Source organism: Streptomyces sp. NPDC102259 (assembly GCF_044766465.1).
Classification (GTDB): Bacteria; Actinomycetota; Actinomycetes; order Streptomycetales; family Streptomycetaceae; genus Streptomyces.
Genome location: NZ_JBIWMA010000012.1, coordinates 79760 through 91755 on the forward strand (window position 1 = coordinate 79760; position 11996 = coordinate 91755).

At 69.8% G+C, this 11996-nt stretch carries 9 protein-coding genes and 1 tRNA gene; 2 read left to right on the plus strand and 8 right to left on the minus strand.

Features of this window, described 5'->3' with window-relative positions; all coding sequences use genetic code 11:
- Positions 1-117: 117 nt before the first annotated feature.
- From rho to ACIRPU_RS26025, 7 genes are all read right to left on the minus strand, one after another.
- Positions 118-2175: a transcription termination factor Rho gene (gene rho, locus ACIRPU_RS25995; protein ID WP_403871441.1), complete on the minus strand. Its 2058-nt coding sequence runs from the start codon at positions 2173-2175 to the stop codon at positions 118-120.
- A gap of 405 nt (positions 2176-2580) precedes the next feature.
- The gene (gene thrB / locus ACIRPU_RS26000; RefSeq protein ID WP_385557879.1) at positions 2581-3525 is read right to left on the minus strand and encodes a homoserine kinase; all 945 of its coding nucleotides are present in this window, start codon (positions 3523-3525) and stop codon (positions 2581-2583) included.
- A 338-nt stretch (positions 3526-3863) separates the two neighbouring features.
- Positions 3864-4922 carry a threonine synthase gene (thrC, locus tag ACIRPU_RS26005; RefSeq protein WP_403871444.1) on the minus strand — a complete coding sequence of 353 codons (1059 nt, stop codon included), beginning with the start codon at positions 4920-4922 and terminating at the stop codon, positions 3864-3866.
- A 6-nt stretch (positions 4923-4928) separates the two neighbouring features.
- Entirely contained in the window at positions 4929-6227 is a 1299-nt protein-coding gene (locus ACIRPU_RS26010; protein WP_355704175.1) for a homoserine dehydrogenase, read from the minus strand.
- Between the two features lie 183 nt (positions 6228-6410).
- On the minus strand, positions 6411-7802 hold the full coding sequence (lysA, locus tag ACIRPU_RS26015; RefSeq protein ID WP_403871447.1) for a diaminopimelate decarboxylase: 1392 nt from the start codon (positions 7800-7802) through the stop codon (positions 6411-6413).
- 15 nt (positions 7803-7817) lie between these two features.
- Positions 7818-8870: an ArgS-related anticodon-binding protein NrtL gene (gene nrtL, locus ACIRPU_RS26020; RefSeq protein WP_403871450.1), complete on the minus strand. Its 1053-nt coding sequence runs from the start codon at positions 8868-8870 to the stop codon at positions 7818-7820.
- Between the two features lie 481 nt (positions 8871-9351).
- Entirely contained in the window at positions 9352-9882 is a 531-nt protein-coding gene (locus tag ACIRPU_RS26025) for a response regulator (protein ID WP_403871453.1), read from the minus strand.
- Between the two features lie 120 nt (positions 9883-10002).
- Between ACIRPU_RS26025 and ACIRPU_RS26030 the strand changes: the two genes are divergently transcribed.
- Both ACIRPU_RS26030 and ACIRPU_RS26035 read left to right on the plus strand, forming a co-directional pair.
- Positions 10003-10074: transfer RNA gene (locus ACIRPU_RS26030), tRNA-Arg, on the plus strand.
- A 277-nt stretch (positions 10075-10351) separates the two neighbouring features.
- Positions 10352-10975: a hypothetical protein gene (locus ACIRPU_RS26035; protein WP_403871456.1), complete on the plus strand. Its 624-nt coding sequence runs from the start codon at positions 10352-10354 to the stop codon at positions 10973-10975.
- Positions 10976-11023: 48 nt separating this feature from the next.
- Here the strand turns inward: ACIRPU_RS26035 and ACIRPU_RS26040 are convergent, their stop codons facing one another.
- Positions 11024-11935: a nuclease-related domain-containing protein gene (locus ACIRPU_RS26040; protein WP_403871459.1), complete on the minus strand. Its 912-nt coding sequence runs from the start codon at positions 11933-11935 to the stop codon at positions 11024-11026.
- Positions 11936-11996: the final 61 nt, after the last annotated feature.

Consider the following 11996-nt stretch of genomic DNA (forward strand, 5'->3'; position numbering starts at 1 on the left):
GCGAGATCTTATCCCGCCCCTACGACACGACCGAGGGCCGCCCCCCTTGTACGGGAGGCGGCCCTCGGTCGGTGTGCGGCGGAACTACGTCACACGTCGGACGTCAGTCGTCGGACGTCAGTCGTTGTTGCCCGTCGACGGCGTCGTCTTCTGGATCTGCATCAGGAACTCGCCGTTCGACTTCGTCTGCTTCATCTTGTCGAGGAGCAGCTCGATCGCCTGCTGCTGGTCGAGCGCGTGCAGCACCCGGCGGAGCTTCCAGGTGACGGCCAACTCCTCGTTGCCGAGCAGGATCTCTTCCTTACGGGTACCGGACGCGTCGACGTCCACCGCGGGGAAGATGCGCTTGTCGGCGAGCTTCCGGTCGAGCTTGAGCTCCATGTTGCCGGTGCCCTTGAACTCCTCGAAGATCACCTCGTCCATGCGGGACCCGGTGTCCACCAGAGCGGTGGCGAGGATGGTCAGCGAGCCGCCGTCCTCGATGTTGCGGGCCGCACCGAAGAAGCGCTTCGGCGGGTACAGGGCGGTCGAGTCGACACCACCGGACAGGATGCGGCCGGAGGCCGGGGCGGCGAGGTTGTACGCACGGCCCAGACGCGTGATCGAGTCGAGCAGCACGACGACGTCGTGGCCCAGCTCCACCAGACGCTTGGCGCGCTCGATGGCGAGCTCGGCGACCGTGGTGTGGTCCTCGGCCGGGCGGTCGAAGGTCGAGGAGATGACCTCGCCCTTGACCGACCGCTGCATGTCGGTGACCTCTTCCGGACGCTCGTCCACCAGGACGACCATCAGGTGGCACTCGGGGTTGTTGTGCGTGATCGCGTTGGCGATCGCCTGCATGATCATGGTCTTGCCGGTCTTCGGCGGGGCCACGATCAGACCGCGCTGGCCCTTACCGATCGGCGACACGAGGTCGATGATGCGGGTCGTCAGCACGCCCGGGTCCGTCTCCAGACGGAGGCGGTCCTGCGGGTAGAGCGGGGTCAGCTTGTTGAACTCCGGTCGCCCGCGCCCGGAATCGGGCGCCATGCCGTTGGTGGAGTCCAGCCGGACCAGCGCGTTGAACTTCTCGCGGCGCTCGCCGTCCTTGGGCTGACGTACCGCGCCGGTGACGTGGTCGCCCTTGCGCAGGCCGTTCTTGCGGACCTGGGCGAGCGAGACGTACACGTCGTTGGGGCCCGGCAGGTAGCCCGACGTACGGATGAAGGCGTAGTTGTCGAGGATGTCCAGGATGCCCGCGACGGGGATCAGGACGTCGTCGTCGGCGACCTGCGGCTCGGCGGCGCCGATCTCGTCACGCCCACGACGGCCACGGCGGTCGCGGTAACGGCCGCGACGGCCACGCCGGCCGTCGCCGAACTCGTCGTCGTCCTGCGGGCCGTTGTCGCGCTGCTGACGGTCCTGACGGCCACCGCTCTGCTGCTGGCCCTGCTGCTGGCCGCCGCCCCGCTGCTGCTGGCCGCCGCCCTGCTGGCCGCCGCCCTGCTGGTCGTCGCCCTTGCGACGGTCACCGCGGTCGCCGCGCTCACCGCGGTCGCCACGCTCACCGCGGTCGCGGCCGCGCTCACGGCGGTCGCGGCGACGGCCCTCGCCACCGTCGGCGTCGCCCTGCGGCTGCGCCTCGGTCTGCGCCGGGGCGGGCGTCTCGGTCTTCGGGGCGGCCTTCGCCTCGGCGACGACCGTCTCCGGGCTGCCCGCGTCGGCGGTGGCACGGCGGCGACGGCGCTCGGTGGGCGCATCGTTGCTGGCCGGCTGGCCGGGGATCTCGATCTGCTGCTGGGCCACGGCCTTCTCGGCGGGGGCCTCGGCCTTGGCGGAGTCCGCCTTCTTCTCGGCGGCCTCGTCACCGGTGCGCGCCTTGGAGGTGGCGCGGCGCTTGGGCTTGGTCTCGGCGGCGTCCGCGGCGGGGGCCGTCGCGGCCTTGGGGGCCGCTGCTCCGCCTCCCGCCTGCGCCTCCTTGATGACCTCGATCAGCTGGCTCTTGCGCATACGCGCCGTGCCCCTGATGCCGAGGCCGGATGCGACCTGCTGAAGCTCGGCCAGCACCATGCCCTCGAGGCCGGTACCGCGGCGCCGCCGGGAGCCGGCACCGGTGGCAGGCGCGGAGGCGTCCGTGGCGGGCGCGGCAGCGGTCTCCTCGACACGCGCGCCCATCAGATCGGTGGTGTCGCTCACGAAGGGTCCTTCCCTGGAGCGGACGTCGGCCTGTCTGGCTCGGCGACCGTTTGTGCTGTCCGACTTCGGTCCTTGCTGTGGCGAAGCCGGGGCGGTGGTCCGCCAAAGCGGCGGAAGAGTATTTGCTGGTGACGGCGCTACCGCGACGAGCCGTGACACCCAGTGTCACGCGGCGTGGTCGCACCAATTCCGGAGCGTGCCCTGTGGACCACTCAGCGTCGCTGTACTGCGTACTGCCCAGGTACGACGTACGGAACGCAGTGCGGCTTGGGGAGCTCCCGGAAGAATGTCTGTCCCGAAGCGGGACATGAAGCACCTCGCCATGGTGGGGTCGGGTGCAGACTTGAGGTTAACACTACCGGATCCAACAAACATTCCCCCTCTCGAAATCCGGCAACCGCGCGCTTAAATGTCGCCGGAGTGGCTGTCACCAGCGGGTGCGAGCGGCAGCACGCACGCGCCTTTCAGGTCCAGGGCCAGGCGGTTCGCGGCCCAGTCCGCGCCGGCCGAGGCCTCGATCTTGTCGGCCGTGCCCGCGTCGGCCAGCGCCATCACGGTGGGTCCGGCGCCGGAGATGACGGCGGGAATCCCGTCGGCGCGCAGCCGTTCCACCAGTGCCGCACTGTCGGGCATGGCCGGCGCGCGGTACTCCTGGTGCAGACGGTCCTCGGTGGCGGGCAACAGCAGTTCGGGGCGCCGGGTGAGGGCCTCGACGAGCAGTGCGGCCCGGCCCGCGTTGGCGGCGGCGTCGACGTGCGGGACGGAACGCGGGAGCAGACCGCGCGCGGTCTCGGTGAGCACCGGCTTCCCGGGCACGAAAACCACCGGAACGATGGAATCGGCGGGCTCCATCCTGATCGCCCGCGCGGCGCCGGACTCCATCCAGGACAGGGTGAACCCGCCCAGCAGACAGGCCGCCACGTTGTCCGGGTGGCCCTCGATCTCGGTCGCGAGCTCGAGCAGCGCCGCGTCGTCGAGCTTGTTCTCGCCGCCTATGGTCACCGCGCGCGCGGCGACGATACCGGCGCAGATCGCGGCGGAGGAGGAGCCGAGGCCGCGACCGTGCGGGATGCGGTTGGCACAGACGATCTCCAGGCCGCGCGGCTGGCCGCCCAGGACGTCGAAGGCGGTGCGCAGGGAACGGACGAGGAGATGCTTCTCGTCACGCGGAAGGGTCTCGCTGCCCTCCCCCGCGATGTCGATGTGCAGCCCGGAGTCGGCCACCCGGACGACGACGTCGTCGTAGAGTCCCAGCGCGAGGCCGAAGGCGTCGAAGCCCGGGCCGAGGTTGGCGCTGGTGGCGGGGACGCGCACCCGGACGGGGGCGGCACGGAAGGCGGGACCGGCCATCTCGCGATGACTCTCCTTGAGCTGCGGGACTGTCGAATGACATTCGATATGTACGGGAGACCTGTACGGAGAACCCTGGAGTCCGCGGCGACGACGCGGCTATGACACGGCGACGAACGCGGCGCTGCGGCATATGCGGCGGGCGGATTCAGTACAGCCTATCGAAGGAAGGTTCTGTGGCGACATAGGGCGCACGGGCGGCGCACGATGCGTGTCGTAAGCCCCCTGTGCACCCCTGCGCGGGAAAGCCCTCCGCGAGCCGCCTTCCGGCCGCCTGCGAGTCGCCCGCGAGTGCTTCGGGCGACTCACGGGCGACTCGCGGGCGACGTGCGGGCCGCTTACGCGAGACCGAGGCGCTCGGCCGCCGTCACCGCGTCGACCGGGACGGTGACGGGCTGCGGGGCGCCGGCGACGGCCCAGTCGGGGTCCTTCAGACCGTTGCCGGTGACGGTGCACACGATCTTCTGCCCCGGGTCCACCTTGCCCTGCTCGGCGGCCTTCAGCAGACCGGCCACGGACGCGGCGGACGCGGGCTCCACGAAGACGCCCTCCTGCGCGGCCAACAGCCGGTAGGCGCGCAGGATCTCACGGTCCGTCACCTCGTCGATGAAGCCGCCGGACTCCTCCTGCGCGGCCAGCGCGAACTTCCAGGAGGCCGGGTTGCCGATGCGGATCGCGGTGGCGATGGTCGACGGATCCTTGACGATCTCGCCGCGCACGATCGGGGCGCTGCCCGACGCCTGGAATCCCCACATACGCGGGGTCCGCAGGGCGATCTTGTCGGCGGCGTACTCCTGGTACCCCTTCCAGTACGCGGTGATGTTGCCCGCGTTGCCGACCGGCAGGACGTGGATGTCGGGGGCGTCGCCGAGCATGTCCACGATCTCGAAAGCGGCCGTCTTCTGGCCCTCGATGCGCACCGGGTTGACCGAATTGACCAGCGCCACCGGGTAGTTGTCGCTCAGCGCACGGGCGAGCGTGAGGCAGTCGTCGAAGTTGCCGTCGACCTGGAGGATCTTCGCGCCGTGGATGAGCGCCTGCCCCATCTTGCCGAGCGCGATCTTGCCCCGGGGGACGAGAACGGCCGACACCATGCCGGCCCGCACCGCGTAGGCGGCCGCGGAGGCGGAGGTGTTGCCGGTGGAGGCGCAGATGACGGCCTGCGCACCCTCCTCCTTGGCCCGCGTGATGGCCATGGTCATGCCGCGGTCCTTGAAGGACCCCGTGGGGTTGGCGCCCTCCACCTTGAGGTGGACCTCGCAGCCCGTGCGCTCGGAGAGCACCTGCGCGGGCACGAGGGGCGTGCCGCCCTCACGGAGCGTCACGACCGGCGTGCTGTCGGATACCGGCAGTCGGTCCCGGTACTCCTCGATGATTCCGCGCCACTGGTGGGTCATTGCTGGTTACTCTCCTTCAACCCGCATGATGCTTGCGACACCCCGCACGGTGTCGAGCTTGCGCAGCGCCTCGACGGTCCCGGTGAGGGAGGCGTCGGACGCGCGGTGGGTGACGACGACGAGAGAGGCCTCGCCGTCGCTGTCCTGTCGCCCTTGCTGGCGAACCGTATCGATGGACACCCCGTGCTCGGCGAACACGGTCGCCACCTGGGCGAGAACACCCGGTTTGTCGGCGACGTCCAGACTGATGTGGTAGCGCGTGACGACATCGCCCATCGGCGAGACCGGCAGGGCGGCATACGCCGACTCGCCGGGCCCCGTTGCCCCGCTGAGCCGGTTGCGGCAGACGGCGACGAGGTCGCCGAGCACGGCGGACGCGGTGGGAGCACCGCCGGCGCCGGGACCGTAGAACATGAGCTGCCCGGCCGCGTCCGACTCCACGAACACGGCGTTGTAGGCGCCGCGCACGGAGGCCAGCGGGTGGCTCAGCGGAATCATCGCGGGGTGCACGCGCGCGGTGACCGACCCGCCGTCCGCGGCCCGCTCGCAGATGGCGAGCAGCTTGATGGTGCAGCCCATCTCCCTGGCCGAGGCGAAGTCGGCCGCCGTCACCTCGGTCATGCCCTCGCGGTAGACGTCGTCGAGGCGCACGCGCGTGTGGAAGGCGATCCCGGCGAGGATGGCCGCCTTGGCGGCGGCGTCGAACGCCTCGACGTCGGCGGTGGGGTCGGCCTCGGCGTATCCCAGGGCGGTGGCCTCGTCGAGGGCCTCCTGGTACCCGGCGCCGCTGGAGTCCATCTTGTCGAGGATGAAGTTCGTGGTGCCGTTGACGATCCCGAGCACCCGGTTGACCTTGTCCCCGGCGAGGGACTCGCGGAGCGGCCGGATCAGCGGGATGGCGCCGGCGACGGCGGCCTCGTAGTAGAGGTCCTCGCCGTGCTCCTCGGCGACCGCGTGCAGCGCGGCGCCGTCCTGGGCGAGGAGCGCCTTGTTCGCGGAGACGACGGAGGCGCCGTACTCGAAGGCGGTGGTGATGAGCGTACGAGCGGGCTCGATGCCCCCGATGACCTCGACGACGACGTCGATGTCGCCGCGCTTGACGAGGGCGGTGGCGTCGGTGGTGACGAGGGCGGGGTCGATGCCCTCCCGGACCCGGGAGGGGCGTCGAACGGCCACACCGGCCAGTTCCACCGGGGCTCCGATCCTCGCGGCGAGGTCGTCGGCGTGCGTCGTCATGATGCGCGCCACCTCTGAGCCGACCACTCCACAGCCCAGCAGCGCCACCTTCAGCGGACGCGTACGCATCATCCGACCTCGTTTCCTCATACCGTCTACGGTTGTTTCCGGTTGACCCAGTCTCACTCACCGGACCGGAGTTTCTATCCCTGGTCCGGATCGTGAGACATGTATTTCATTTTCACCGGGGCGCCGGACAGGAGATCTTCCGCCCTTTCTTTCCGCGGCTCTTTCTGCGGTTCTTTCTCCCGCTCAGCCCACGTCGAGCCGCAACAGATCCTCCTCGGTCTCCCGCCGCACGATGACCCGCGACTCCCCCTCGCGCACGGCGACCACGGGCGGCCGCAGCACATGGTTGTAGTTGCTGGCCATGGAGCGGCAGTACGCGCCCGTGGCGGGCACGGCGATCAGGTCACCCGGTGCCAGGTCGGAGGGCAGGAACGCGTCCTTCACGACGATGTCGCCGCTCTCGCAGTGCTTGCCGACGACCCGCGCGAGCATCGGCTCGGCGTCGGAGGTCCGGGAGACCAGCGCGACGCTGTACTCCGCGTCGTACAGCGCGGTACGGATGTTGTCCGACATGCCGCCGTCGACGGAGACGTACGTACGCAGCCCGTCGAGAGGCTTGATGGTGCCGACCTCGTAGAGGGTGAAGGCGGTCGGACCGACGATCGCCCGGCCCGGCTCGACGGAGATACGAGGAGTGCGCAGCCGGGCGCCCTCACACTCACGGGTGACGATCTCGGTGAGCGCCTTGGCGATCTCGTGGGGCTCGCGGGGATCGTCGTCGCTGGTGTAGGCGATGCCGAGCCCGCCACCGAGGTCGATCTCGGGCAGCTCGACGCCGTGCTCGTCCCGGATGTCCTTGAGCAGTCCGACGACCCGGTGGGCGGCGACCTCGAAGCCGGACATGTCGAAGATCTGCGACCCGATGTGGGAGTGCAGCCCGATGAGTTCGAGCCCGTCGAGCTGAAGGGCCCGTCGGACGGCTTCCGCGGCCTGTCCGCCCGCGAGCGGAATCCCGAACTTCTGGTCCTCGTGCGCGGTGGCGATGAACTCGTGCGTATGGGCCTCGACGCCGACGGTGATACGGATCTGCACCCGCTGCCGCTTACCGAGGGACTGCGCGACATGGGCGACGCGCACGATCTCCTGGAAGGAGTCGAGGACGATACGCCCGACACCGGCCTCGATGGCGCGGTGGATCTCGTCGACGGACTTGTTGTTGCCGTGGAAGGCGATGCGATCGGCGGGCATGCCGGCGGAGAGGGCGGTGGTGAGCTCGCCGCCCGAACAGACGTCGAGGTTGAGCCCCTCCTCGTGCAGCCACCGCACGACGGCCCGGGACAGGAACGCCTTGCCGGCGTAGAAGACGTCGGCGTCGGCCCCGAAGGCGGTACGCCAGGCGCGGGCCCGTTCCCGGAAGTCGGCCTCGTCGAGGATGTAGGCGGGGGTGCCGTGCTCCTCGGCGAGGGCGGTGACGTCGACACCGCCCACGGTCAGCACACCGTCGGCGTTACGGGTGACGGTGTGCGCCCAGACCTTCGGGTGGAGGGCGTTGAGATCGGCGGGCGGGGCGGAGTAGTGCCCCTCCGGAAGGACGTCGGCGTGACGGGGCCCGGCGGGGTGGGCGGAACGGCTCATCGTGGGCGTGCTCTTTCAGAGATGGTCGGGTGCGTCGATGCCGAGCAGGGACAGGCCGCCGGCCAGCACCGTCCCGGCGGCTTCGGCAAGCGCGAGCCGGGCACGGTGGGCGGCCGAGGGTTTCTCCTCACCACGGGGCAGGACGGTGGGAAGAAGAGGGGTGAGTGCGTCGGCCACGGCGACGAGGTGCCGGGCGAGCCGGTCGGGAGCGTGCTGGGTCGCCGCCGCGGCCAGGATGCGGGGATGGTCGGCGAGGGCGATCTCCAGTTCGCGCACGTCCTGGACGTCTCCGGGGTGTGCGTCGAAGCCGAGGTCGGCGGCGTTACGGCCGAGCGCCCGGGTGCGGGCGTGGGCGTAACGGACCCGGAAGAGCGGATTGCCCTCCCGCTGGGACAGGTGCTCGGCGGTGATCCGGGGCCGGTCATGAGCGGCCGGGTGCAGAAGAGCCCAACGACCGGCGTCGCGACCGAGAGGAACGGGATCGGCCGGGGCGGCGGGGACGGGCCGCACATTGACCTCGAGCGGAGCCGGCGCCTCGGGCGTGCCGTACACGTCGACCTCGGCGCCGAGCACCTCGGTCCACTCCCGCTCGGGGCGCGCCACGCAACTGGTACGGACGAGGGCGCCCTGCGAACGCAGCACACGCGCGAGGACGTCCATGACGACGACGGCGCGGACCTCATGAGCGGCGTGCAGCTGCACGAGCTGCCCGGTGGGCCCCTGGGCGTACCCGTACCTCGCCCCGCTCCGCAGGATCTCCCGCACCAGCGCGGCCGACGCCTGCGCCCTGTGCAGGCTGATATTGAGGAACCCGGGCCCGGTGACGACGACGTCACTGACACCGGCGGCGCCGAGAAGATACGGCCGGAGCACCTCGGCGACCCGCTGCGGCGGCTGCCCGGCCGGCCGCGCGAGCTGGAGGGCGATGTTGGTCGCGTAGTCCCCACACCCGCCGGGCCCCGGAGCGGTGACCACGACCCGCCCCGGCACGACCACACTCAGCTCCCCGTCATCGACAGCACGACGCACCGCGCGCAGCACGGTACGGGAGAGCTCGACGGGAGTCACGGCACAAGCGTAGGGGAGGAGGGGGGTGGGTAGGCGACCCGGTTTACCAGAGGTCCGGGATGTGGACGCGGCGGGGCTGGGGCGGGGCGTCGGCTGCGGGGGCGGGGCTTGGCTGCCGGGGGGAGAGAGCGGGCGGGACGTCGGCCGCGGAGGGGGCATGCCGCCGGCTGGGGAGGGGGCGGGGCGTTGGCTGCGGCTGCGGGGGCCCGGCTGCGGAGAGGAACGCCGGCCGCGGAGGGGGGCGGGGCACTGGCACGGGCCGCGCAGACCGCCACAGGCAAGGGTGCCGGGCGAAGGGTTCGGGCAGCAACGGAACCACTGGGACGCACGCACGCACGCACGGAGCAGGACGCACGCACGGTCAGGGACCGGACGTGACGAAACGGGCCGCACGGAAACGGAAAGGGACGGACCTTCGACCTACCGACGCCTACCTACGACCCACAGATGCGCGGCCTTGCGTCGGACCTGCAGAAGGGTGTCACTCGACCCCTGAGCCCGCACCACCCGGCCCTGCGCCTTTCCCCGCCCCCACGCCTTCCCCTGACCCGAGCACGCCCCCGAGCCCCCTCTCCAGACCCGGACCGTCCGTACGCTCCATCAACTCCCTTACGACGGAGACGAGTTCGGCAGGGTCGAAGGGCTTGGCAAGGAACGCGTCGACCCCGACCTCGAGACCGGCCTCGACCTCGTACTGCGTACAGGCGCTGATGACGACAAGGGGCAGATCACGCGTCCGCGGATCAGCACGCAGCCGAGCGGCGGTACGCAACCCGTCCAACCGGGGCATGACGACATCGAGCGTCACGAGATCGGGCTGCACCTGATGAACGACATCCAGACACTCGACACCATCGCCCGCGGTCACGACCTCGATGCCCTCCAGCTCGAGATTGACCCTGATCAGCTGCCGGATGACCTTGTTGTCGTCCACAACAAGCACCCGGCCCGACGCGCCTGGCACAACTCGAGAGTAGGTCCGGACCGGCCACCGCGTCCGGGTTTTCCCCACTTCCACCCCGTGCGGGCGACCCACACCCCTCCCCGGACCCGCAGAAACCCGTTCATGAACACCCCGAGCGAGCTGGTAGTGTTCTACCCGTCGCCGCGAGCAACACCTCACGACCGACACGCCCCCGTAGCTCAGGGGATAGAGCAACGGCCTCCGGAGCCGTGTGCGCAGGTTCGAATCCTGCCGGGGGCACCCTTCATACGGTGCCCAAAGACCCCGTCACCAGCGGAAACGCTGAGGCCGGGGTCTTTGCGTATGTGCAGGCAGATGCAGCCCGAAGCGGCCGTATGTCGGCGACCGTGGACGAGGCGTGGACGGGATCTTGAGACATTCCCGCAGGTGGCGCAGCGCATCGAAGTCGAGCAGCCGCGCTGCTCGCTATCGTCGTCCCGGCAGTGGATGACGTCGAGGGTGGGAAGACTGACGACCGCCGCCGGCGGGCAAATGATCGGACGAGGTGGGGGATCTCGTGGACGTGACCACGCTTGCAGTTGCGCTCATCGGCGTCGGAGGAACGTTGGGTGGAACCCTGGGTGGGGCATTGCTCAGCCAACGCGTCACCCGGGAGCAGAACCAGCGCGCCGATCGTGAACGGGCAGAGGACCGCCACGACCGAGCGCAGGAAGCCAGGCGGGATCTCTATGCCCGTTTGAATACCACGGCTCGCGCTTACCGGGTGGCTGCCCGAGACGCAGTCCTGGCGGCCGAGCGCGGTGAAAGCGCCGAACCAGCAGTCCTCAATGCCGCGAAGGAAGCCTGGGCAGAGCAATATTCCTTGGCCCAGATGGCTCTACCGAAGGACGTCAACGAGATCGCCTCTTCCCTCAATAGGGCACTCGGAGTCGGGTACACCGTGGTGAAGCAATTGGCGAGCAGCCCTGCCCCAGACAGGTCGTACAACCGGGCCAAGGACTGGTTCAGCGGCCCCCTGTCCGACGGGGTGTATCTGCTGCGGGTCACCCTGCGCCATGATCTCGGCGTCGAGGTCGAGCCTGACTTCGAGCACACACGTACCCGGATGCAAGCTGTGCTCGATAACGAGCGAAGGAGCCTTGAGCGCCTGCTCTCCTCCGAACAGGCACAGGCCGGGTGAACGACGAGGCTCCCGAGCATCATTCGGGCTTCGGAGACGCCCAAGTACTCAAACCTTTGGTGTCGCCATCGGCGGGACCTGGCGCCAGGCCTGGCGATGACGAGCAACGCTGTACACCTGCTCGACCTGTTCGGCCGTCAGCACCCCGGAGAGCGGCGCCAGTGCTGCCACCTGACGCTCCTGGTACACGCGCACGCTGAGCTGTGTGGCAACCACCTTCAGATCGGTCACGCCGACAAAGACGAGCACGGGCTCCACCGGGACGCGAAAGCCGCAGTAGTGCTCAAGCACTCGAGCTACTCGCTTCGCTTCCGCCCGGCTCTTGCGTGCGTAGGGGGCTGGCTTTCCGTGATTGACCTTCACAGAATCGTCGCCGACCCATACGGCCTTTTTGTGGTGGTGCTTGGTGTTGATGCTGAACACGCCGCCGGGCCCGATGAGCAAGTGATCGACGTCCACCTTGTCGGCCAGGGGGATGGAATGCAGGACCCGCCAGCCGTGACCCGCCAAACGGTTCAGCTCGGCTCCCACTCGCCTCTCCCCCGCCAGTCCCTTGCGCCAGGAGTCCCACTCTGTCCGACGACGCAAGAGCTGTGAGACGAGCCGCTCAATCAGACCCACGCCAGATTTGTCGAGCAGGTCCCGGAGGGACTCACCAGGCCGGTTGGTGGACAGGTCGTCGGCCGACGTCAAAGGCGGCAGCATGGGGCGCGTTTCAGCCTCAGGTGCCCCCTGCGGCATGACCGACTCGGAGTCGTTCCGTAAGTGGCGTGTCACCACAGCAATCACGTCGTCGCGATACTCGGCGACCAGGACCGTAATGTGCCCTGTCCTGACGTCCGCCCAGCCGACCGCGGTGCCATCCGGCAGGTTCGCGTACAGACGATCCTGTCCGTACCGCTTCCAGCGCGTCGCCCTCAGCTCCACGAGCCCCCCTCGTCCGCTCTCGGCTCGAAGCATCGCAGCAGGTAGCGCCCAAAACGAGAGAGGCCCCGGACAAGATGCCCGGGGCCTCGGTGGG

Coding starts and splice junctions, on each gene's coding strand:
- thrB (WP_385557879.1), bottom strand. CDS start 3,525: ATGGCCGGTCCCGCCTTCCGTGCCGCCCCCGTCCGGGTGCGCGTCCCC.
- thrC (WP_403871444.1), bottom strand. CDS start 4,922: ATGACCCACCAGTGGCGCGGAATCATCGAGGAGTACCGGGACCGACTG.
- ACIRPU_RS26010 (WP_355704175.1), bottom strand. CDS start 6,227: ATGCGTACGCGTCCGCTGAAGGTGGCGCTGCTGGGCTGTGGAGTGGTC.
- lysA (WP_403871447.1), bottom strand. CDS start 7,802: ATGAGCCGTTCCGCCCACCCCGCCGGGCCCCGTCACGCCGACGTCCTT.
- ACIRPU_RS26040 (WP_403871459.1), bottom strand. CDS start 11,935: ATGCTTCGAGCCGAGAGCGGACGAGGGGGGCTCGTGGAGCTGAGGGCG.